Source organism: Cryobacterium cryoconiti (assembly GCF_004403065.1).
In the GTDB taxonomy this organism is placed as follows: Bacteria; Actinomycetota; Actinomycetes; order Actinomycetales; family Microbacteriaceae; genus Cryobacterium; species Cryobacterium cryoconiti.
In genome coordinates this window covers 16,387-37,721 of the sequence record NZ_SOHA01000020.1, presented here as the reverse complement: position 1 = coordinate 37,721, position 21,335 = coordinate 16,387, and the positions used below count along the sequence as shown (strand labels likewise).

The 21,335-nt window shown below is 68.2% G+C and carries 17 protein-coding genes and 1 tRNA gene; 6 read left to right on the top strand and 12 right to left on the bottom strand.

The window, feature by feature from the left end; translation table 11 throughout:
• The first annotated feature begins 129 nt into the window (after nt 1-129).
• The 4 genes from E3T49_RS16360 to E3T49_RS07400 all read left to right on the top strand — a co-directional run bounded on the left by E3T49_RS16360 (nt 130) and on the right by E3T49_RS07400 (nt 3,180).
• The gene (locus tag E3T49_RS16360; RefSeq protein WP_198414232.1) at nt 130-978 is read left to right on the top strand and encodes a C40 family peptidase; all 849 of its coding nucleotides are present in this window, start codon (nt 130-132) and stop codon (nt 976-978) included.
• 346 nt (nt 979-1,324) lie between these two features.
• Nucleotides 1,325-1,822: an HNH endonuclease gene (locus tag E3T49_RS07410; protein ID WP_134424329.1), complete on the top strand. Its 498-nt coding sequence runs from the start codon at nt 1,325-1,327 to the stop codon at nt 1,820-1,822.
• Nucleotides 1,823-1,939: 117 nt separating this feature from the next.
• Nucleotides 1,940-2,965, top strand: a complete 1,026-nt coding sequence (locus E3T49_RS07405) for a CHAP domain-containing protein (protein ID WP_134424328.1) — start codon at nt 1,940-1,942, stop codon at nt 2,963-2,965.
• A 140-nt stretch (nt 2,966-3,105) separates the two neighbouring features.
• Nucleotides 3,106-3,180: transfer RNA gene (locus E3T49_RS07400), tRNA-Arg, on the top strand.
• Nucleotides 3,181-3,186: 6 nt separating this feature from the next.
• On the opposite strand, the gene E3T49_RS07395 is transcribed toward E3T49_RS07400, so the two are convergent.
• The 12 genes from E3T49_RS07395 to E3T49_RS07340 are packed head-to-tail and all read right to left on the bottom strand — an operon-like array spanning nt 3,187 to nt 16,834.
• Nucleotides 3,187-4,881, bottom strand: a complete 1,695-nt coding sequence (locus tag E3T49_RS07395) for a glycoside hydrolase family 5 protein (RefSeq protein ID WP_134424327.1) — start codon at nt 4,879-4,881, stop codon at nt 3,187-3,189.
• On the bottom strand, nt 4,878-6,140 hold the full coding sequence (locus tag E3T49_RS07390; RefSeq protein ID WP_134424326.1) for a hypothetical protein: 1,263 nt from the start codon (nt 6,138-6,140) through the stop codon (nt 4,878-4,880). Before E3T49_RS07390 ends, E3T49_RS07395 begins: the two co-directional genes overlap by 4 nt.
• Nucleotides 6,137-9,565: a hypothetical protein gene (locus E3T49_RS07385; protein ID WP_134424325.1), complete on the bottom strand. Its 3,429-nt coding sequence runs from the start codon at nt 9,563-9,565 to the stop codon at nt 6,137-6,139. Before E3T49_RS07385 ends, E3T49_RS07390 begins: the two co-directional genes overlap by 4 nt.
• Nucleotides 9,562-10,584 carry an endonuclease/exonuclease/phosphatase family protein gene (locus E3T49_RS07380; RefSeq protein ID WP_134424324.1) on the bottom strand — a complete coding sequence of 341 codons (1,023 nt, stop codon included), beginning with the start codon at nt 10,582-10,584 and terminating at the stop codon, nt 9,562-9,564. The genes E3T49_RS07385 and E3T49_RS07380 overlap by 4 nt, the downstream gene beginning before the upstream one ends.
• Nucleotides 10,581-10,952 (bottom strand): response regulator, encoded by a 372-nt coding sequence (locus tag E3T49_RS07375; protein WP_134424323.1) that lies wholly within the window; start codon nt 10,950-10,952, stop codon nt 10,581-10,583. The genes E3T49_RS07380 and E3T49_RS07375 overlap by 4 nt, the downstream gene beginning before the upstream one ends.
• 9 nt (nt 10,953-10,961) lie before the next feature.
• Nucleotides 10,962-11,324 carry an STAS domain-containing protein gene (locus E3T49_RS07370; protein WP_134424322.1) on the bottom strand — a complete coding sequence of 121 codons (363 nt, stop codon included), beginning with the start codon at nt 11,322-11,324 and terminating at the stop codon, nt 10,962-10,964.
• Nucleotides 11,317-11,775: an ATP-binding protein gene (locus E3T49_RS07365; protein ID WP_134424321.1), complete on the bottom strand. Its 459-nt coding sequence runs from the start codon at nt 11,773-11,775 to the stop codon at nt 11,317-11,319. The genes E3T49_RS07370 and E3T49_RS07365 overlap by 8 nt, the downstream gene beginning before the upstream one ends.
• Entirely contained in the window at nt 11,772-13,169 is a 1,398-nt protein-coding gene (locus E3T49_RS07360) for a PP2C family protein-serine/threonine phosphatase (protein WP_134424320.1), read from the bottom strand. Before E3T49_RS07360 ends, E3T49_RS07365 begins: the two co-directional genes overlap by 4 nt.
• Entirely contained in the window at nt 13,166-13,498 is a 333-nt protein-coding gene (locus tag E3T49_RS07355; RefSeq protein ID WP_134424319.1) for an STAS domain-containing protein, read from the bottom strand. Before E3T49_RS07355 ends, E3T49_RS07360 begins: the two co-directional genes overlap by 4 nt.
• Nucleotides 13,495-14,346: a dolichyl-phosphate beta-glucosyltransferase gene (locus E3T49_RS07350; protein ID WP_134424318.1), complete on the bottom strand. Its 852-nt coding sequence runs from the start codon at nt 14,344-14,346 to the stop codon at nt 13,495-13,497. The genes E3T49_RS07355 and E3T49_RS07350 overlap by 4 nt, the downstream gene beginning before the upstream one ends.
• Nucleotides 14,343-15,626 carry an oligosaccharide flippase family protein gene (locus E3T49_RS07345; RefSeq protein ID WP_134424317.1) on the bottom strand — a complete coding sequence of 428 codons (1,284 nt, stop codon included), beginning with the start codon at nt 15,624-15,626 and terminating at the stop codon, nt 14,343-14,345. The genes E3T49_RS07350 and E3T49_RS07345 overlap by 4 nt, the downstream gene beginning before the upstream one ends.
• On the bottom strand, nt 15,623-16,834 hold the full coding sequence (locus E3T49_RS07340; RefSeq protein ID WP_134424316.1) for a glycosyltransferase: 1,212 nt from the start codon (nt 16,832-16,834) through the stop codon (nt 15,623-15,625). Before E3T49_RS07340 ends, E3T49_RS07345 begins: the two co-directional genes overlap by 4 nt.
• A 330-nt stretch (nt 16,835-17,164) precedes the next feature.
• On the opposite strand from E3T49_RS07340, the gene E3T49_RS07335 reads away from it, so the two are divergent.
• Entirely contained in the window at nt 17,165-20,326 is a 3,162-nt protein-coding gene (locus tag E3T49_RS07335) for a hybrid sensor histidine kinase/response regulator (protein ID WP_134424315.1), read from the top strand.
• 115 nt (nt 20,327-20,441) lie between these two features.
• Nucleotides 20,442-21,302: a Cof-type HAD-IIB family hydrolase gene (locus E3T49_RS07330; protein ID WP_134424314.1), complete on the top strand. Its 861-nt coding sequence runs from the start codon at nt 20,442-20,444 to the stop codon at nt 21,300-21,302.
• The last annotated feature ends 33 nt before the right edge of the window (nt 21,303-21,335 follow it).

Genomic DNA, 21,335 nt, shown 5'->3' with positions numbered 1-21,335 from the left:
CAGATTCCGGCCGTCGGGCCCGGATCAAGACGCCTTTCACTCCCGTCTCTTGTTCCGGTGTCACTCACGCCATGAGCGCAGTGGACGGGGCAACTCCCTAGCGTTGTCGAGGTGCCGGAGGTAAACACTTTGGCTGCATCAGGAAACAAACTGTCCCGTCGAGCCCCGAACTCGGCATCCACCACAATCGACACGCAGCACGCGGAGCTCAGCCACTACCGAGCGTCCCCACCTCATTCCACCCGACGGCCCCGGCGCCGCGGCGCCCTGGCGAACGTGGTCTTCATGACCCTCGCCGGCGGACTGGTCACGACCATGGCCATCCCCGCCTACGCGTTCGCCCCCACCGAAGACCAGCACTCGGCCACGGCCACGACCCAGCTGACCGAGTCGGGAGCGCAGTCCGTGCAGGTCGCAGCCCAGGCGGCGACCGTCAGCGTCGCCCGGGATGGGTTCACTGCCACCACACCCGAGGAGCTGGCGGCTGCTGCTGCGGCTGCTGCGGCGGCCGTCGTCGCCGCGGAGGCCGTTGCCGCAGAGGAGCGTCGGCAGGCGGCCGCTGCCGCGATGACGACGTACGCCGCCTCTTATACCGGCCCGTCGACGGCCGACTTCCTGGCCGCGCCCGCGTACCCGAGTTTCGACCTCGCATCCGTCTACGGTGTCGCCCTGCAATACGAGGGCGTTCCGTATGTCTACGGCGGTGCCACCCCGGCCGGCTTCGACTGCTCCGGATTCGTCATGTACGTCTACGCGCAGTTCGGCATCTCGCTGCCGCACTCCTCGACCGGGCAGGGTGCCGCGGGTACCCAGATCCCCGTGTCCGAGGCGCAGCCGGGAGACCTGGTCATCATGGACGGTCACGACGGGTTCTACGCGGGCAACGGAAACATCCTGCACGCACCGTATGAGGGGGCGTCGGTGCGCGTGCAGCCGATCTGGACCAGCTCGTACACCATCGTTCGCCTGGGCATCTGAGTCAGGATGACCCGATTGTGAACGTTTCGTAACACCCGCCTGATTCGGTGCCCCACGCTGCGCGGGGCACCGAATCTGGGTTAACCTGTTGCTCTGATGTTCTGCGAGTTTTCGGGAGAGCCAATGCGCGAGCGGCGCACGATCCACACCATGGATGTGCGCGGCCGCTTCGCGTTGCGGCGGATCAGTCGAGCAAATCTGAGTTGCGCGTGTCGTGGACGCTGCGTGGCCTGTGGGGCGTTGTCATTGTGACGACGCCCTTTTTTGTTCCCTGTGCGCTCCTTCCTTGCCGGCCGTCGTAGTTCGAATGGCTGGAAGCCGTCCAGCCCTTTTCGAAAGGGAACGCATGCGCACACTGGTCCTCAACGCGGGGTACGAACCCCTCGCCGTGGTGTCCTTCAAACGGGCACTCGTGCTGGTCATGAATCACAAAGCGACGATCGTGCAGGCCGACCAGGGGCATCCGGTCTGTGCCGCCTCCGGTTCCTGGGACCGGCCGAGCGTCATCCTGCTCACGCGCTATGTGCGCATCCCGCGGTCCCGAGCCATGCCGGTCAGCCGGCGCGGGGTGCTGCGCCGGGACGAGCACCGCTGCGGGTACTGCGGCACGTCGGCGAGCACCATCGACCACGTGCTGCCGCGGTCTCGCGGGGGCCGGGACACCTGGGACAATCTCGTGGCCTGCTGTCTGCGCTGCAACAACCTCAAAAGCGACCGCACGCCGGCCGAGATGGGGTGGAACCTCCTGTTCCATCCGGGGCTGCCGGCCGGCACCACCTGGGTGGTTCGCGGGGCCGAACGTCCGTTGCCACAGTGGGACGAATTCCTGGCGCCGGCCGCCTGATCTGTGAATGTGACGGATGTAACGGAAATGTAACGCGGGAGGGTGACTTCCCCGTTCCGTTCCCCTAGTGTTGGGGAGGCGCCGATCCCCGATCTCGGTGCCACAGAGGATCTTCTCTTGCCTTACTCCGGCGTACCCGGCACTCCTGGCTCGCCAGAGACCCCGATTTCCGTTCCCTCGCGCCGCGAATTGCGGGCCCAGCGAGAGGCTGCCGAGGCTCAGGCCGACGCCACCGTGAGCACACCGGTGAACACGGACGGTCCTGCCGTGGCCTCGGCCACGGTCGCGCTGCCGCCGGCCGAGACCGTGGCCGTCGATGTCGCATCGCTGGTCGCGCGGCCCGGTCGACTCAATCCGGTGCCACCGCAGGCGCACCGGGCTGCCGCCAGTCGTCCGGTTCGCACGTCGCGAGTCCGCCGCCCACTGAAGATCGCGGTGACCCTCCTCGCCATCCCGGGGATGTTCCTCACCGCCGGCCTGCCGGCCTACGCGTTCTCGCCTGCCGGCGACGTCGCATCCACCTCAACCCGAGTTGCCGGTGAGACGCAGGGTGTCACGGTCGCCAGTGGCGCCGCCGCCATCACCGTTGCCCGTGACGGCTTCACGGCCACCACGTCCGAGGAACTCGCCCAGCGAGACGCCGACGCGCTCGCCGCGAAGCAGGCCGAAGAGGCCGCGGCGTCCACGAACCGATCGGCCTCGGCGGACTTCGCCGTCTACACGGTTCGGGCCAAGGGCGACGACTACCCCTGGTTCGACCAGGCGACCGACGACCAGGGCGGCGGACTGTCGCCCCTCGGTTACTACTACCGCGAGTGCGTGGACTTCGTTGCCTGGCGGCTCAACCGCGACGCCGGGTCGACCGGCTCCCCGTGGAGCTACACCTGGAGCAGCCTCACGCCCAGCGGCGGCAACGCGAGCAACTGGGCCAGCGCGTGGGCCGGTCACGGCTGGGCCACAGGGGACACGCCCGTCGTCGGCGCGGTCGCGTGGTTCAACTACAACCACGTCGCCTACGTGCAGTCGATCAACAGCGACGGTTCGGTCATGCTCGAGGAATACAACTGGAACAGCAGCCACGCGTACCACACGCGCACGGTCTCGCCCAGTGAGGTTCCGCTCTTCCTGTACCCGCCGACGTAACCGCCACCCCTGCCGCGGCCGTCCCGTCACTGCCGCGAGTCTTGGGGCGCACCCTGTGGAAGCGGGCGCACGATAGAACGTGCGCCAGCTTCCATAACCTGCGCCGCGTGGCGACGGATACGGCTAAACTTCACAGGTCAGCCTCTGTAGCTCAACGGAAGAGCAGTTCCGTCCTAAGGAAACGGTTGGGGGTTCGAATCCCTCCAGGGGCACCACGCTTTTCAATCACCGTCGGCCTCGCTTGACGTTTTCGGCCTCGCAGGCGCTGTATGTTTGCGCCGCCGGACCCACAGCAGGACGCTGGCGGCCGCGGCGAAGAGCGCGGTCATCAGGATCCAGAACTTCGATCGGGCGTAGTCGAGTACACCGGGCGGGGAAACGGCGGCTGGTTCAGCGCTCGCGGCGAACAAAGCGGCGGCCGGTTTCGCGGAGGCGTCGCGGCGCAGCAGCCCGCCGGCATCCGTTTCGGTATCGATGAACGTTGCCACGCTCACACGCGACAGACCGGCGCGTTCACCGGCCTGGAGCACCCGATCGACGTCGACGACCTGCCGGGCCTCGGTTCGCGGGAGCGGGCTCCAGCCGCCGTCGGTATCGAGGCCCGTCACAGTGAGCAAAACAGGTCTGTCGGGCACCGCGGTGCGCACTGCCTGGATTGCACCGGCTGGGTCCTCGTTCCCGGTCAGATGGAGGGTCACGCCGTCGACGAGGCCCGCCATGGCCGGATCGGCAGCGGTCGCGCTGGTCGCCCACGAGATCGTCTGCGGCGTTTCTGGGTCGATTTCGCGCAGCGCGGAGCCGGCGTAAACGAGGAACGCGCGGATTTCTGCGGCGCTGGTCGGCCCGCTCGTACGGAGGTCGGGCCGATCGGCGAGGTCCCAGAGAACGAGCGCAGGTTGGCCTCGGACAGCGGTCGCGATTCGGGTCAGATGGGCTCCGGCGCCGACCCACGTCGCCGGAGTGAGGTCCGGGAAGTCGTCGAAGAGGACCAGCGCGACCCGCAGCCCGTGCGCGTCGGCCTGCTCGAGCAGCGTTGTCACTCCGTCGATGGCGTCGTCGGTCGGACGAGTGCCACCCAGGTCCGTGAAGGACAGCGGCACCCGGATGGTGTCAAAACCGAGCGCACGCAGTCGGGTGAAGTCTGCTGCGAGCTCGGCGGGGTCACGCGCCTCCCACCCGTCCGGCCGGTATTCGGTGGCGCGACTCGAGGGGATCGGGAGAGGGGCTCTCGGGGTGGCGCCGGTGATCGTGGCCGCTCCCGCGGCAGCGGTCGTCACCGTGACATCGTCGCTGCCGAGCGCGCGTTTCAGCTGACGGATGCGCCAGAACCCGTCCTCGAGGACCATCACGACGTCGTACGTCTCCTGGCTGAGGATGACAGTCTCGGACTCTCCGGTGCCGACCGTGCGGGCGATGCGCGCACCCTGGTCCTGGAAAGCGACCGTGGCTCCGTCAAGCGAGTAGAACTCGAGCTCGAGGGAGTGCCGGAGGTCCCAGGTGGCGCTCGGCCCAGTGCTCGGCAGCTCAAGAACGGCACGCCGGGCGGCCCCGCTGAACGTATCGATGACGGCTGGCGTCTCGCCCGTGGATTGAAAGCGACCGATCGCGGCCCAGGCCCGGATATAGCTCGCGGCTATCCTGGTGCGGGAAGCGGGCTCCATTTCCCGCTCATCCGGCCAGGCGTCGGGCAACCAATTTACGAGCTGGTCGGCGTTGGCCGGGACCGTCGCGACTTCGTTCAGTCCGGAGGACACTGCCGCACCGGTCGACGTTTGCAGGGTGACCTGCCCCGACATGACGAGGAGCCCGCTCGTCAGGGCCACGAGACCGAGGGCGAGCACCGCCGCGGCGACGCGTTTCGTGCGGCCGCGCGTGAGCGTGCGCGAACGTCGCAGAGCCGCCCTGGTGTCGGTCATCGGAGCGTCTTCTCGGTCTGGGCGCCGAGCACCGAAACCGTGACGGTGACCCGGCCGACGAGTTTCCGGCTCGGTACGACGACGTCGGCGGTTCCATTGACGAGACCGCCCGAACGGGAACCGGCCGGACCAGTCTCGTCGGTCACACTGACTGAGACCGGGGTTCCGTCAGGCACGAGGCTGCCCCCGTATCCGGTGACCGGTCCGACCGTGACGTTCACGGCGGCAGGGCGCAGGTCCGCGGTCACGGGGAAGTCGCCCACCGCGGCTGAGAACGGAAGCACCAGTGCGCCGGCCGACGCCACGCCGCGGCAGAAGCCGGTGATCTGGAGATCTCCGGGCGTGGAGGGAGCCTGAACGGAGATCTGCGCGACGCCGGCGATCGTGACAGCGGTGGCGCGCGCCGGTCCCTCCGCCCCGGACCACTCCACGGTCACCTGGGTGCCGTCAGGTTCAACGTTCCCGAATCGGTCGCGCAGCACGGATGTCCGCACCGGCACCAACGTCTGACCGTCGGCCATGGCCCTGCCGGCCAGCAGCGGCTCGACCGGTTCGAGCGTGAAGGGCTCGGGGGGACCGGCGACCTCGTCGAGGCTGACGGCGGGGCCGGACACGGTGCCGACGGAGACCCAGACCGTGCCGCGACCGGCACGGGTGCCGGAGAGGAGGTTTGCAAAGGCGAGGAGGTGAGTCATCGTGGTCTGGCTGGTACCTTGCGTGCCGTCGGGATTCTGCCGGAAGAACTGCACGGGCGAGCCCTCGGCGACGGCATTGCCCCAGACGTCGACCGGGATGGTGACGACCATCGACGCGTCGGCTCCGTCGGCGACGATGGAGCGCGCACCGACCACCGCCTGCACCGGACCGACCGCGGTGCCGGCGAGGAGCTCGGTGGTGCCGTGCGCGACGAAGCCGGCGGAGGTCGCCACCAGGGTGACCGAGCCGGCGGTGCGGGTGAAAGCGACCGGGAGATGAAAGCGCGCGGTGTCGGCCGTGGCGGTTGCGGTGAGCACGATCTGGCCGAGGGAACCGATGGCGATCAATCGCACGGTGGAGCCGTTGCCGGCGCCCGAGACGGCCACGGTCAGCACCCGTCCGGCCTCGGCCGACGCCGGGGCGTCGACGGCGAGGGCCGTCCGTTCGCTGTGCAGGGGACCCGCGGAGGCGCGGGCGCCCGCGCCGGTGTCTGTGGCGAGTCCCAGGGCCAGCATCGGGGGCAGCAGCAGGGCGAGCAGCGGGCCGGACCGTACCCGCCTCATGGCGCGCCCAATCGGGCGAAGGTCGTGGCGGTGAGAGAGAGCCCGGCGAATCCGGTGTCGGGCGGCAATTGCAGGGCCGCGTCGAGAGCGGACGCAGGCGGGGAATGGGCGGGACCGCCGAACCCTTCCGCCGGGACCGCGGCGGGGATGATCAGCGTGCTCGATGCCAGGGGAATCTGGAACATGGTGACCGACTGCGGGGCGATGCTGTGCTCGAGGTAGGCGTGGTCGACCCACGCCAGGGTACCGTCGGCCGCCGTGTAGGAGAGCAGGAGGTGCGGCACCGAGGCCTCGACCGTGCCGTCGTTCCGCAGTTCCCCGGCCACGAAGTAGCCCAGCTCCGCCGAACCCCCCAGCCGCAGGTGCTGCACCTGCAGCCCACGCTCGGTCGCCCGCGCCGTGACGACGGCCCTGGCATAGACGTCCACCGATGCGACCTGTGCGTCGGCGGCCAGGACGAGGGGGGTGATGGTCTGCGGGTCGAACTCGACGGGACCATAGACGTCGGAGGTCTTGGCGGGCGCCGCCGCCGTGACCGTGGTCGCCGAACCCGGTGTGTCCGGGGTGGCGTTCCTGAGGCCGCCACCCGCCTCCGGGCCGTAGTCGCCGGTGCCGGCGAGGCTCTGGAATTCGATCCGGAAAGGACTCGTGGCTCCGGGCATGAGCTTGTGGACGAGTACCTGGGAGGCGTCCCAGCTGGCCAGCAGCGTGCCGCTCCGGTCGCGCAGTTGCGCCTCGACCGTGACGTCGGCTGGATCGACGTCGGCGTTGGTGACCTCCCCGATCACGACCCAGCGGCCGTCGACCAACAGAGACTTCACGTTGGCCAGGGTGAGCTCGGGACGGTCGAGAACATCGACCGTGTCCGTGCCGTCAACGCTGATGGCCCGCCGGCCCTGGGAAAGGAATCCCACCGCGGGACGGCTGGTGAATTGGTCGGGCGGGCTGGTCGCGTCGGCCGCGGGCAGGTCGATGAACCAGCCGCCTGACGCGTGGACCAGGGAGACCGGTGTGGTTACGACGTAGGACTGCAGCGAGGTGAGGTAGGTGAGGCTGGTGGTCAGCACCTGCCCGCCGGGTGTGCTCGACGTCTGGACGGTCGAGACCGAGGCCAGTTTGGCGAAGGATGCGACGAGGCCGCCGTCGCGACCCAGCTCCTGCTGGAACCGCGTGTAGTCCGGTCGGGTGGCCGGGTCGAGGAGGGCATACGCGTCGGCGAACCGACGGAAGTCGAGGTGCTCATAGTAGGCTTCCACGACCGCGGCTGCGGTGGGCTGGCGGGGCTTTGCGACAGCGAAGGCACCCCCGGCGGCGGCGAGGACGAGGAGAACGGTCACCGCTGCGGCCTGCCGGCGGCGGCGGCGGCGCCGCACACGTGCTCGGGCGCGCCTCCGGAGAGCGGGAAGCGGGGCAGCCCACGGCAACCAACCGGTGTCCGTTGAGGCGGATGCCGGATCTTCGACCGGCGGGATGCGTTCGCTCGCCCGGGCGAGAGCGGCGTCGAGCCCGGCGGCGGCTCGGAAGAGGGGGTTGACGAGGGCGCGCAGCGCGGCGCGGAACGAACGGGTTCGCCGGTTCGAGGGCAGGCCCCACGTCGGCGACCCGACGAGTGACCACAGCAGGAGGAGGAGGGCCGTGGCGATCGAGGCCGGGGGGATGATGCCCCACCAGAGGCGTTTCCAGAGCGGCGCCTCGTTGGAGACCTCGTTCGTGGGCAGCGGGGCCACATCGGCGCGTTCCCAGACCTCGACGCCGTTTTCGAGCGGCCCCAGATTGGTCCAACCGCTAGCGTCGAGCAGCGGGGAGTAGAACGCGTCATTGCTGAAGACGTACTTGAGGGAGTACCGGCCGGGCACCGCGAGGAATTGCTGCAGGCTCCCGATACCGGGCACCCCGGAGTACTTGGCGCCCTCCAGCCGTTCGATCGGCCGGGACGTCAGTTCGGGGAGCTGGCGGGCGGAGTGGTAGTTGCCGTCGACGGTGCCTGCCGTCATATTGGCGCCCAGCCATGCCATCTGGTCACCGAAGCCGAGCGTCAGGTATCGCCATTGCGAGTGCTGGTCCTTGTCCATGAAGGACGCGATCGGGGCGACATCGATGGGGGCAGGCTGGAACGCGCGGTAGTGGGTCAGGTTGGCCGCGAACAGGGTCGTGGCCAGGTGGGCGGTCAGAAGAATGGCCGGCAGGACCACGGAGAGGGTTCGCCCGACGTGCGCGAGCAGCCAGGCGCGGATCGACCCGGTGGTGAGACTCGACACGAACAGTCCGACGAACGGCAGTACCGAGATGGTGGCCCAGAATGTGAAACGGTCCAGCGTGAGGATGTCGTATGCGCCTCCCAGCAGCAACCGGGGAATCGGGGTGGTGCCTCCGGTGCCCAGGAACGCCAGCGCGCCCAGCGAGAGGGCGAGGGGCCAGGCCCTGCCGGTCAGGCCGCGAACGAACGCGTAGGGAAGGACGAGCAGGGTCGTGCCCCAGGGGATCGCCCAGAACACCAGGCCCGCGTTGACGTTGACCAGGAAGTTGTCGCGGCTGGCGTGCGGTATCGACACCTGGGTGATCGGATCGCTTCGTGAGTACAGCCAGTAGGGGAACACGACGGCGACCAGGGCCACCACGAGCAGCACGCCGAAGATGCCGGTGCGAGTGAGCGCCGGCATCGCCCGGCGGAGGCGTCGCGCGATCAGCGGCCAGAGGAGTCGGAAACGGAAACGGGGCGGATGCCCGGCGGGTTCCCCCGCGAGCGGGGTGCGCAGGGCGAGGACAACCGCGGCGACCAGCACCGGCCCGAGGAAGAAGATCGAACCGAACAGGGTGGTGACGTGGTGGCAGGCCGTGGTGGCCATGATGCAGCCCACCCCCGCGAGCAGGGCCTTCTTGTTGCCCGTTCGCACCCAGGCGTATGCGAAGGGCAGGGCGTTGAGCAGGAACCCGAGCGACAGCGTGGTCGGCAGCTGGCCGAAGACGTGCACGGTTTCGGCGATCGACGAGGCCACAACCAGGGCGATCGCCGCCCAGCCGGCCGACGTGCGATTGACCCAGATGCGGCTCCACCGGTAGACCCCGATGGTGAGGTTGAGCAATGCGAAGATCTGCACCACGACGAACCCCGGTCGCAGTCCGATCACCTTGCTGAATCCGGCGACCAGGAAATGGCTGCCCGGTGGGTAGCTCAGCGTCGAGAATCCGGTGTACCACCGGGTATCCCAGCTGGAGAACCAATCCCTCGCGTAGTGGTCGGCGAAGAAGATGTGTACGTAGGCGTCGTAGGTGCGCTGGTAACTTCCGGAGAGCAGCAGCGAACCGTGGAAGAGCACCACCAGAATGAGCGCGATCAACAGAAGCCGGTGGCGACGAACGAAGCCAATTCTCGGTCGCTCGACGTGGTCGCGAGACTCCTTCGCCCGGGTCAAGGTCAGGGTCATGAGGCAGGGGGAAGGGCAAGATCGACGAGGAGTCGGCGGTGGTCGCTGCCGGAGCTCGTCTGGGTGGCCAGTGAGACGACGCTGATCTCCGAGCTGACGAGCACATGGTCCAGCCGCATCACCGGAGGAACAATGCCGTCCCATCGGGGCCAGGTCGCCCCGAAGCCGGTGCCGCCCTCGACGAACGCGTCCCGCAATCCTTCGGCCAGGAGTCGTCGCAGTGGCGCGTGGTCGAGTGTGGCGTTGAAATCGCCGGCGAGGATGAGCGGACTCGTCTCGGTCCCGGCCATCCGGCTGAGTTCGGCGAACTGCTCCCGCCACGCTGCGGCGTTGCCCGCACCGATCGGAGCGACCGTGTGCACGTTGATCAGCCGGATGAGTCCGCCGGGGAGGTGGATGTCCGCCTGCAACATGGGGGAACCGGCCACGTCGATGGGCCCGCCGCCCGCGATCGCGAACCGGGAGAAGATCGCCGAGCCGTGGTAGCCCGGAAGCGGGTCGAGCAGCCGGTGGGGGTAAGCGGCCGCGAGCGGCGAAGCGTTCAGGGCGGTGACGTGCTCCGGGGTGACTTCCTGCAGCACGATGACGTCGGCGCCCGTCGCGACGAGTTCTCTGGCCAGATCGGGGACCTGCGTGTTGTCGAGCAGCACGTTCGCACTCACGATCCGCAGTGCGCCGGAGCCGACCGGCGCGGAGCGGGTTCCGTTCCAGCCGATCGCGGACACGAGAAGCAGCACCTGCACGCCGACCAGGACGAGTGCGACCGAGGCGAGTGCGACGCACCATCGGAGGCCGGCCGTGCCACGTCGGCGCCGGCGCACGACGGCGATCACGGCGCCCACCAGGAGCGGGTAGGCCGGAATCAGGAGCCAGACGGCGATCCCCTGGATTCCGATCTGAATGGATCTCCCGTCCGCGTCAACTGCCCTGGCCACGGCGACCGCAGCCAGGCTGCCGGCCAGGAGCCAGCCGACGACGATGGCGGCGGTGGCCAGGGAGGGCATCCTGACCTGGGTCACCGGTCGCTTTCGGCCGGACGGACGCCGGCGAGGCACTCGGCGAGAGCGCGCGAGCTGATCGGCTTGGTCAGGTGGCCGTCGACACCGGCCAGGTCACGGCCGACGGACGAGTGTTCCACAACGCCGGTCACCAGGACGAAGAGGGGGCGGTTCGGCGCCTGCGGCAGGGAATTCAGCAGATCGATGCCTGTGCCGCCCGGCATCGAGAAATCAGAGAAGATCGCGGTGAAGTCCCGGGCCTCGGTGAGCGCGACTGCCGGGGCGACGTCGTCGGCTTCGGTGACGGTCCAGCCGGCTCGGCGGAGCATGTGCGAGAGGACGAGGCGGGAAACGATCTCATCGTCCACGACCAGGGCGGTGTAGCTCATTCGCCGGCCCTAACTTGCCGAGTCCGGGAGCATCCGGAACACCTGATCGAACTGGGTGAGCCGGAAGACGCGCATCGCGTCGACGAGATCCGGACTGACCAGCACCACGTCTCCGCCTTCCGCCCGGCATCTGCGCCGGAGCCAGACCAGAACGGCAAGGCCGGCGCTGTCCACGAAGGTGACAGCGGACAGGTCGAACACGACGTTGGCGCATCCGGCGACGTCGGCCTCGGTCAGCCGGAGACGCAGCTCCGGCGCGGCGACGGCATCGAGTCGGCCGGTGAGCGCGACGATCGCGAGTCCGGTGGCCGGGAACGTGAGGCTCGCGCTCAAGGTGGGCTGCGAGTCGTCGAGCGTGAAGACGTCAGTCATGGGTGCTGCTCACTTCCGGTGTGCCGGGATCGGCGGGGCTGGTGCGGTTGACTCGCAGGATCCATTCATTTCCGGCGTCGAGCCGGGTGTATTCGAGGTGATCGACCAGTTTCCGAACGATCATCAGACCGTAACCGCGTTCCTGGGGTGTCCCGGCGGTGGGCGTCTTCTCGGTATCGGGGTCGAAGGGCTCACCCGGATCGGTGACGCTGACCTCGACGACGGTGTCGGTGATCGCGGCCCGGAACCGGAGGAGGGCGGAGGCGGGGAGACGCGCATGGTCGACCATGTTCATCGCTACCTCATGAACGGCCAGTTCCAGTCGCGCCGCGATCTCGCCCGCCTCGTCGGCCGGCAGGCCGTCGAGCCGGTCACGCAGCCAGGGCCCGATCCTCCTGATCGCGAGGCTGTCACCCTCGATCACCAGCTCGTCGCGCTCGGCGGGGGTCATCGTGCCATCTCGACGGCTCGGAGGATGACGAGAGTGCGATCGTCGGAGAAGGGCGCGCCATCGGCGTGTGTGGTCACGGCATCCAGAATATGGTGTCCCAATCGGGCGGCGGATGCGCCCTGAAGCTCAGCACAGACTTCGCCCAGCCGGTCATAGCCGAGCATGACTCCCCGGGGATTCTCCTGCTCGGCAAGACCGTCGGAACCGAGCACCAACGCGTCGCCGGCGTCGAGGTCGAAGCGTACCGTTCGGCCAACCGGGGCCGGCAGAACGCCCAGCGGCGGGATCGACGCCGGAACGAGGGTGATCGCACCGTCCCGCACCAGCATGACGGGGGAATGACCGGCGTTGCACAGGTGCAGGATGCCGGTGGCGGGCCGGTACGCGCCGATCACCACGGTGATGAAGAGGCCGACGTCGTCGAGATAGTCGTACAGTTCCGCACCCATGGCCAGCATCGCCCCGGCGGCGTCGTCGTCCGGGTGGGTGAGGAACGCGACCCGAGCGGCGCTGACCGCCCGGGTCATGACCATGGCCGCCGGAAGGCCTTTGCCCGCGACGTCCCCGACAGTGAACCAGATCACCCCGTCGACAACGGCGAAAGCGAAGAAGTCTCCACCGGCGAGGCTGGCCGGAAGGGTATCCGAGAACACGTCGACCCCGGCGAGTACCGGTGCGGGTTGGGAGAAGACCGCCTGCGCCAGGCTCGAGGCCACCTCGTGTTCGCGTTCGAAGGTGGCGCGCTTGATCTCGAGGAGGTGCAGGCGGGTGAGGGTGAACCGCATATTGGCAGCGGCCACCGCTGCCCTGATCAGGCGCAGATCTCCTGTGGAGTAGACCGGCCCCGCTACGCGCAGGAACGCCAGCACGCGGACACCGCCCCCCGGAGTCACGAGGGGGGCGACGACGGCGTGACCGCCCCTGGCGAGTCTCGGTTCCAGGTCTCCGGGTACGTCCGCGGCCTCGAGCAGAAGCTCGGCGAACGCCGCCGAATCCGCGCCGCGGCCTCCTGAGCTCTGCATCAGACGGTCGTCCAGCAGCGCGACGACGTCGGAGGAGGTGAGGTCCCTGGATTCCCGCAACAGGTCCTGGAACGACTCGAAAACGCCGAGGGTGCCCACGTTCACCTGCGTGAGCGCCCTCAGGGCGAGAAGGTCGTCCTGGCTTCGGACCAGGGCGCCGGCGATCTCGTCCTGGGCGGCGTAGATGTCGTGGATGGCTCGGCGGACCTCGTTGACCGCGTCCAGAGCGTCACGCGACACGGGGCCCGAAATGGTCCAGTCCGGGCCGGGGGACTTGTGGATGCTTCGGGCGCCGGCACCCACGAGCAGACGCTCGAGGGCGGCGTCGGCGGCGTCGCTCTCGATCAATTCGTGGGGCAGCGCGGCGGTCACGAGAGCGTCGAAGCCGTCTGTGGCGTGGTTTCCAGGGTGAAGACCTGCTTCAATTCGGTCAGCTCCAGGATGATGCGGACCGGGTCGGAGACGTTGACGAGGACGACCTCGCCGCCGGCTGCCCGGGCAGCCTTCTGCACGCGCAGGAGCTCGGCGAGGGCGCTGGAGTCGACGAAGACGACATTCGAGAGGTCGAGACGCACGGTGGCCTGGTCGGGGCCGAACAGGGCATCGACGACCACCCGGAAGGCTGCAGTCTCGTGAGCGTCGAAACGGCCGGCGAGGCTCACTGCCGTGTGGCCGATTCCAGATTCTGTGCGGATTCTCATCGTGGTGTCCTATCCGATCGGGGCAAGTTGTGGGGGGAGGGAGCCGGTCGGCCCGCCGGGGAATGGGCGGTGACGGGGTACTGGCCGCGCAGATCGCGGACCTTGATCCTGGCCAGGTCCGCCAGGAACTGCAGGCTGACTTTGGCGGCGTCGACGGTCGAGCCGGGGGCGTCGATCCATTCGACCGGAACCTCGCTGGTGCGCAGTCCGAGCCGGCCGGCCAGGTAGATCACCTCGAGGTCGAACGAGAACCCGTCAATAACCTGGAGCGTGAACAGGGACCGCGCAGCCGGGGCCGTGAACAGCTTGAACCCACACTGGGTGTCGGAGACCGAGATGCCGAAACCACCCCGGACGATCAGGTTGAGACCACGGCTCAGAACCTTGCGCAGCGCGCTCTTGCTACTGACTGTGGCTCCGTCGGCGGCGCGCGAGCCGACGACGACGTCGTAGCCGGCATTGATCTTGTCCAGGAGGCGGTCGAACTGCTCGATCGGGGTGGACTGGTCCGCGTCCGCGAACAGGATGACGTCGCCGCGGGCCGCGAGCATGCCGCGGCGTACGGCGTCACCCTTACCGGCGTTCCGGGCGGCCACCAGCACCGTCATGTTCGGAAAGCGCAGGTCTTCCAGAAGTGAGACCGTCGTGTCGGTGGACCCGTCGTCGGCGATGATGAGTTCCCACGGTTCGCCCCGCGAACACATATGAGTCGCGATCGCGCCGATGGTCGGCAGAATCCGCCACTCTTCGTTGTACGCCGGAATGACGACCGAGATCAGCGGACGGACCGTCGCCTTCTCGGTGACCCACGTCCGGTAGGCCTGGTACGTGCCGGATTCTGCGCTCATCGCGACGGCCCTTCTGCTGGGAGGATCGGGGAAGAAGAAATTCGCATGACACGACGCGCGGCCATCACCAGGAGGAGCGCGGCCATCGCCACGAATTGGACGAGGATCAGCTGGGCGGTCGACTCGTGCCAGATCAGCAGCAGTCCGAGCTGCAGGGCCGATGCTCCGAGCAACAACCACGACTGTGTGTTGCGCCCCTGGGAGAGTTCGTGGCTGGCGATGAGATTCGCCACGGCGAAGAGAGTGGTCATGCCTGCGTACGCAGCGAGTGGGGCGGAGAGGTCGCCGTAGTCCGGTCCGAGGATGACTCCGAGGATCGGGCCGCCCAACCACAGGGCGCCCAGGGTGCAGGCGGCGCCGATGGCCGCGACGGCCGCGATTCCGCCGGTGAGGATCGAGACGGTGTCGCCGCCGCTCGCGTGCCGACGTGCCACGACGGGGAAGACGACCGTCGCGACCGACCAGGCCAGGAAGAACACGGCCCGGCCGACGAGGGCGATCGCCGCGTAGATGCCCGCGGCATCCGGTGTGAAAAAAGCTTTCGCGACGAGGACGTCGCTGTTGTTGGCGATGATCTGTCCGATCAGAAGGACCGCTACGAGGGCGGCGTAGGCGCGCACTTCGGGAGCGGGGGCTGAGCCGGCCAGGGCTGGTCCGACCCTGGCCAGGAGCTTCACGGTGAGCCAGGTGGCGACAAACGATGCGGTGAGCGCGACTGTCGCGCCGTTCACCCCTAAGCCCAGGGCGACGAGCACCACACCGGCGCCCAGCCGCACGATCATCTCCACCACGAAGGACGCGGCGAGCTCTCTGAACCGGAGCCGACCCTGCATCACCCCCCGTCCCACGGACTGGACCAGGTAGAACGGCATCCCGGCTCCGAGGATGACGAACGGCCAGAACGATGCCGTCTGGAACAATTCGGACCAGAACCCGCTGCCGCCGGCGAGCGCCAACCCGGTCACGAGTCCGGCGCCGAGCGCGTAGACGCGCAGCGTGCGTGCGAGGCGTTCGGATTTCTCGGGTCGGCCGGCCTCGTCGTACGTTCCGACGAAGCGCGCCGCGACGAGTTGCAGGCCGAGGGCGATGGACGTGAGGGTGAGCATCAGGGTCACCATCAGGTTGGCGTCCGAGAACTCCGCCGGGGTCAGCACTCGCCCCAGGAACAGGTTGAGCGCATAGTTGCCCACATTGGCGACGATCATCGCCACGGCGAGGTACGTGCCACCTCCGACGAGGGACTTCGTACCGGCCGAACCGGTACCCACTCCCGTGCTCACCGGGCGGGCCGCCGGTCGAGCAGCCGCTGAATGTGGATCAGGTGCCAGTGCACGACCTCGGACATCGGGATTCCGGAGGCGGCGGCGAAATTGCGGCGGCCGATGGACGTGCGCCGATTCGGGTCATCAAGGACCAGGGCCAGTGCGTCCGCGAGGCTCTCTGCGTCGCCGGGCTCGAAATACACTCCGAGGAACCCCTCTTCCTCGATGATGTCGATGAGGTCGCCGATGCGGGGAAGCACCGCCGCGCGACCGTACTCGCCGGCCTGATGCAGCACCCCCGAGCTCCCGGTGGTCGATGTGTAGGGGAAGGCCACGACGGTCGCTGAGGAGAACAGCGGGGCGACCTCGTCCTCCGCGACATAACCGGTCAACACGAGGTTCGGCAGGGCGGCGAAACGGTCCGCGACGGAGGCCATGTAGCCGGCGGAGTTCGGGCTGTCGGTTCCGGCGAGGGTGAGCTCGAGGTCCCGGTAGCCCCGCCGCAGCAGCTCCTGGTAGGCCTCGACGAGAACATCCACGGTTTTGTAGGTTCCCCACTTCCCGAAGGCGAGGATGCGTCTGCGGCCGGCGGGGATGCCGAAGGACGGGACCGCCACCTCCTCGAAGCTGCCGTGCGGCGCCAGGAGGGCGTTTTTCGCGCCGTAGCTTTCCTGCAGGTATTCGACATAGCGCGGGATGGTCAGGGCGACGAGATCGGCACGGAGCAGTGCCCGGGTGAGAATGCGGCCGGCGAACTTCATCAGGCGGGCCGTCACCGCCGAACCGGCGAAGCCGGCATCCTGCATGTCGACGTTGTCGGCGAGATTGTGCAGCACGACGACGCTCGGCACCCGGATCACCCGAAGAAGCGCCGGGATCAGCAGGCCGAGCGCTCCGGCGATTCGCTTGTCCCCGAAGGTCGCGAACTGCAGGTTGAAAAGGACGGCGTCGGGGCGGGTTCGGGCGATGGTGCGCGTCAGACGGAACACGTTCGTCACGCTGTTGAAGGTCCAGCTGGGATGGTCGGTGACGCCGTCCATCGGGGCCGGGGTGCCGGCATCCGTCACATCGGAGTAGAGCAGCACCTCCTGGACCTCGCTCTGCGCAACCAGATGCTTGACGAGGTGGAAGCCGAACTCGTTCAGACTGTTGCGCCCCGGCGGGAAGGCGGTCACGACGCCGATGCGGAGTCTGGCCGGTGGGGTCCGTGCCGTGGAGCGGCTCATGCGGTGAAATCCGGCCTGCCAGGCGGGAACGCGAATGGACTCATGGATACCCCTGACAGCTTGTGGCACTGCGTGCGCAGACGGAAGACGTGAATTGCATGCAATCGCAGCTCAGATACTGAGGCATCTGGGAGCGTTTACTCTGCGTTGCGCGCCAATTCGGGGTGTCACGCATGATCAGTATGTCGTAATTTAGAGCGGCATTGCATGCAAAGTGAGCCAGGGAGGCGTGGAAGTCCGTATCCTTGCCACGAGCGTGATCGCGCCGCAGCGGTGCCTGTCCGGTCGCTATCCAGCAGAAGTCCGACGGACGGAGAGGTCAGAAGGCGAATGACGGTCGATACGGAAACCGCTCGACACGAGGCCGACCCGCGGCAGGCGGCCGTCTCCGGACGGCGGGCGGAGCCGCACGTGATGGCTGCGCCGCCCTGGATCCGGGCCGGATTCGTCCTGGTCGCCCTGGCCGTCCTGGGCTACGCCTGGTCGACTCTCGAATTCACGATCTCGGAGCGACCGGTGTGGGTGGACTACGGGCTGTACCTCGTCCTCGAGTTCGTCATCGCCGGTCTGGTCATCGCGCGTGCGGTCCTGGTGTCCGCTGACCGGCTGGCCTGGAGCCTGCTCGGCGCGGCCATGGTGTGCGTGGGCGTGGCCGACTCGATCGAATCGGTGGCGTTCCCGCCGGGGATCCCTCATCCGACGTCCACTGCGGCGATCATCTTCTTTGCCGCCTTCCTTGTGCTCTGCATCGCCTTCCTCGTCGTGCTGATCCGGGGGCGGCTGCACCCGATTTCCGCAACGGTCTGGTTCGACGGCCTGATCGCAGGGCTCGGCCTGGTCGCTGTGACGGCCTCCTTCCTGATTCGGCCGTTGTCCGACATCGTCGTCGAGGACGTGCTCGCCCTCGCGTACCCGGTCGCAGCGCTGATCCCGGTGGCGATCCTGGGCGGGGCACTGACCATCTACGGGCGACGGCCGAGTCGCGTCTGGGTGCTGCTCACCGTCGCCTTCCTGTCGTTCTCCGCCGCCAACGCGTTCCTCGCCCCCGCGATCGCCGACGGCACTTACGTTCGCGGGGGCATAGTCGACGCGGTCTGGCCCGCCGTGGGTATCCTGCTCGGACTCGCCGCGTGGAGTCCGACAGCCCAGGCTCCACCCGACGGAGCGAGCGCCACCCTGGCACTGGCGGCCCCGGCTTTGTTCAGCGTGGGAGCCCTGAGCGTGATCATCGTCAACGAGTTCACGCAGCTCGCCTCCATCGCCGTCCTCGCCGCAATCTGCACTCTGCTCGCCGGCACCGCACGTTTGGTCCTGGCGGTGCGGGATGCGGATCGGGTGAGCGCCGAGCAGGTTGAATTGAACGCGAGCCTGGCCCGGGCACGGGATGCGGCGCTCGCCGCGACGACCGCGAAATCGGCGTTCCTGGCGACAATGAGTCATGAAATCCGCACGCCCATGAACGCGGTGATCGGGATGACCGGACTGCTGTTGGACACCCGGCTGGACTCCGTGCAGCGCGAGTATGTGGAGACCGTACGTCGCAGTGGGGACCTCCTGCTCGACGTCATCAACGACATCCTGGATTTCTCGAAGATCGAGTCGGGTGGGCTGGAACTGGAGAACCGGCCGTTCGACCTGGTGTCGGCGGTCGAGGACGCCGTCGGCCTGCTCGCCGTCGCCGCTGACGGGAAGGGCCTGACCCTGTCGTGGGACTTCGCCGACGACTGCCCGTCCTGGGTGCTGGGCGATGTCACACGGCTGCGCCAAATCCTGGTCAACCTCGTCGGGAATGCCGTCAAATTCACCGTGGCCGGCTCGGTACTGGTGCGGGTGGAACCGGAAGTGCGGGTTCCGACGCCGGTCGGCGGCGGAGTAGCCGGGGATGCGGAACCGGTCGCCCTGCATTTCCGGATCACCGATACCGGCATCGGGATCCCGGTCGATCGGATGCCCCGGCTCTTCCAGTCGTTCAGCCAGGTGGACGCCTCCACGACGCGGGTCTACGGCGGAACGGGCTTGGGCCTGGCGATCAGTCAGGCTCTCGTGGAACTCATGGGCGGCAGAATCGAGGTGCGAAGCACCGTCGGAGTGGGCTCCACGTTCTCGTTCACCATCGGCCTGCAGCCGTTCGTTCGGGTCGCCGGATCGACGGGCGCGAGCGAAGACTGGCTGAAAAAGAGACTTCCTGACCGTCGTCTGCGCGATGGCGCCGACGCACCGGAGAGTGGTGTGCCGGATCGGAGGCGGGCCAGGACCACCATCCTCGCTGCTCGGACGGTTCTGATGGTGGACGACAATGCGGACAATCGTCGGCTGACCTCGGTGCAGGTCGAGCGCATGGGCATGACCTGCGAGGCCACCTCCTCGGCGGAAGAGTTCCTCGACCGCGCCAGGACCGGCCCCGTTCCCGACATCGCAATCCTCGACATGCAGCTGCCGGGCATGAACGGGGCTGCCGTCGCCGGAATACTCCGTCGCCTGCCCGGTTGGCAAGACACCCCGTTCATCCTGCAGACCAGCCTGAGTGCGACGCTCAACCCGGACGACCGGCTCCTGTTCGCTGCCATCGCGACCAAACCCGTGCGCAGTGCCCAACTTCAACGGATCCTGATCGAGGCGCTGGCCGGTGAGCCGTCGCCCGACCGGCGCGATGCCGCGACGGCCGATCCACCGGCTACGGCGCTGCGGGTGCTGCTGGCCGAGGACAATCTGGTCAACCAGAAGGTGGCGCAGTTGATGCTCGCCAAAGGCCTGCACCGGGTCGACACCGTGAGCAACGGCGCCGAAGCCGTCCAGGCCGTTCGGCAGGGCAATTTCGACGTTGTCCTGATGGACCTGAACATGCCCGTCGTCGACGGACTGGAGGCGACGCGCCTGATCCGGCGGCTGGGCGACACGATTCGTCAGCCGGTGGTGATCGCCCTGACAGCCAGTGCCAGCGCCGAGTCCCGGCAACTGTGTCTCGATGCCGGCATGGACCTCTTCCTCAGCAAGCCGATCCGCCTCTCCGACCTGGCAGCCACGCTGCAGGCGGTGACTCGGGCCCTCGATGACGACGATGCCGACTCTGACCCGTCCGAGTGGGACCTCGAGACCTTCGACGCGGGCGACGGCCAGGGTGCTGCTGCTGCCGCCCCCTCCGCGATGATCGATCAGGAGGTCTTCGGCTACCTCGACGAGATGGGAGCCGAGACGAAGACGATGCTCCTGCAGCACGTGCTCGACGAGAGCGGAAACCACGTGGCCCTGCTCCGTCGCGAGATCGAGCGCGGCAGCGTCGCTCAGGTTGCCTTCCTGGCGCACCGACTGCGCGGATCCAGCGCGACCATCGGTGCCGCAGCTCTGTCCGCCCGGTGCGCGGAGATCGAGGCCTGCGCCGATGCCGGCGGACCGGTGACGGAGGACCACCTCACCCGGCTCGAGGCGACCATCGCCGCGACCACGCGTGCACTCCTGCCCCATCTGCGAACTCCGGCCCAGCAGCGCCCATAGCCTTTTCCGGTTACGGGGTGCGCGTGTCAGCAGCTAGCGTCGATATATACGACTACACCGCTCCGGCCGTCTTTCGATGATGCAAACGCCCCGGAGACCACCCGTCTGGAGCACCATGATTTCCCCCCGCATCGCGTTCGTTGACGTCGACGGCACCCTCCTGCAAACCGGCTCGGGGATCGCGGAGTCGTCCATCGCGGCGGTGCGCACCGCCCGGGGCAACGGGCATCTGGTGTACCTCAGCACCGGACGGGCGTCGGTCGAGATCTACCCCGAAATCCGCGACATCGGATTCGACGGCACCATCAGCTCCGGCGGCGGGTTCGCGGAGATCGGCGATGAGCTCGTGATCAAGCGCACGATGCCGGCCGAGGCCGTGGAACGGATGATCGGCTTCTACGAGGAGTCCGGGTACGACTTCTACCTGCAGTCCTTCGACGAGCTGTATCCGAGTCCCGGTGTGCGGGACCGCTTCGCGGAGTACTACGCGGCGGACCGCGCGCGGAAGGCGGAAGCCGGCTCCGAACCGGAATCCGTCACCGATGCCGACGACGACCACCCAGCCCTGAAAGCGTTCGCCGATGTGCGCCCGTACCGGCACACCGGCATCGCTAAATCGGTGTTCCTGGCCGGTGACCTTCGGGCGTTCGACCGCGTTTCGGAGGCGCTCGGCGCGGACTTCCATGTGATCACCGGCACCATCCCGCACATGGGCCGGGGCAGCGGCGAGGTCACACTGAACGGTGTGAACAAGGGCTCCACCATTCTTCAGCTGCTCGACCGGCTCGGCCTCGACGCGGCATCCGCCCTCGGTATCGGCGACAGCAGCAACGACATCGAGATGCTGCAGGTCTGCGGGGTCGGCATCGCCATGGGCAACGCGACGGATGCCGTCAAAGCCCACGCCGACGAGGTCACCACCTCGGTGCAGGACGACGGTGTCTGGAACGCCTTCCGCCGCCACGGTCTGATCTGACCGTCCGTCAGGCCCGGAAAGCGCGGGTGCCGG

Bases quoted from the DNA above. Each gene is read 5' to 3' on its own strand.
- E3T49_RS07355 (WP_134424319.1), bottom strand. From the start codon at position 13,498: ATGAGAATCCGCACAGAATCTGGAATCGGCCACACGGCAGTGAGCCTC.
- E3T49_RS07395 (WP_134424327.1), bottom strand. From the start codon at position 4,881: ATGACCGACACCAGGGCGGCTCTGCGACGTTCGCGCACGCTCACGCGC.
- E3T49_RS07340 (WP_134424316.1), bottom strand. From the start codon at position 16,834: ATGAGCCGCTCCACGGCACGGACCCCACCGGCCAGACTCCGCATCGGC.
- E3T49_RS07330 (WP_134424314.1), top strand. From the start codon at position 20,442: ATGATTTCCCCCCGCATCGCGTTCGTTGACGTCGACGGCACCCTCCTG.
- E3T49_RS07350 (WP_134424318.1), bottom strand. From the start codon at position 14,346: ATGAGCGCAGAATCCGGCACGTACCAGGCCTACCGGACGTGGGTCACC.
- E3T49_RS07385 (WP_134424325.1), bottom strand. From the start codon at position 9,565: ATGACCCTGACCTTGACCCGGGCGAAGGAGTCTCGCGACCACGTCGAG.
- E3T49_RS07365 (WP_134424321.1), bottom strand. From the start codon at position 11,775: ATGACCCCCGCCGAGCGCGACGAGCTGGTGATCGAGGGTGACAGCCTC.
- E3T49_RS07410 (WP_134424329.1), top strand. From the start codon at position 1,325: ATGCGCACACTGGTCCTCAACGCGGGGTACGAACCCCTCGCCGTGGTG.
- E3T49_RS07370 (WP_134424322.1), bottom strand. From the start codon at position 11,324: ATGACTGACGTCTTCACGCTCGACGACTCGCAGCCCACCTTGAGCGCG.
- E3T49_RS07335 (WP_134424315.1), top strand. From the start codon at position 17,165: ATGACGGTCGATACGGAAACCGCTCGACACGAGGCCGACCCGCGGCAG.
- E3T49_RS07375 (WP_134424323.1), bottom strand. From the start codon at position 10,952: ATGAGCTACACCGCCCTGGTCGTGGACGATGAGATCGTTTCCCGCCTC.
- E3T49_RS07390 (WP_134424326.1), bottom strand. From the start codon at position 6,140: ATGAGGCGGGTACGGTCCGGCCCGCTGCTCGCCCTGCTGCTGCCCCCG.